The sequence below is a fragment of the Photorhabdus noenieputensis genome, from assembly GCF_018448935.1.
Taxonomy (GTDB): Bacteria; Pseudomonadota; Gammaproteobacteria; order Enterobacterales; family Enterobacteriaceae; genus Photorhabdus; species Photorhabdus noenieputensis.
Map to the genome: position 1 here is coordinate 1 of NZ_RCWC01000226.1, position 252 is coordinate 252.

Genomic DNA, 252 nt, shown 5'->3' on the forward strand with positions numbered 1-252 from the left:
TCAGTCGGCTGCCTTCCTGGCCGAACAGCCGGCTGAATGAGCTGCTTCCCTGGCCTGAGAATCCCTTCAGTTAACATCCATCTTGTTGCTATCTGACAACGCAAGGTGAGTTCACCGGAACATTACGGAACAAAAACAACACCATGTGACCCAATGGCGCCACAGTGACCTGACCCGAAAACAGTATTGCGAACAGCATCAACTGAGTTTTTCCTCTTTCCGCGACTGGATTGCCGACAGTCACAAAATGCA

At 50.8% G+C, this 252-nt stretch carries 1 protein-coding gene; it reads left to right on the forward strand.

What is annotated here, in order from left to right; genetic code table 11:
- Positions 1-121: 121 nt before the first annotated feature.
- Positions 122-252: IS66 family insertion sequence element accessory protein TnpA (gene tnpA, locus EAE91_RS25215; protein ID WP_422615673.1), on the forward strand; the 131-nt coding region annotated here is incomplete at its 3' end.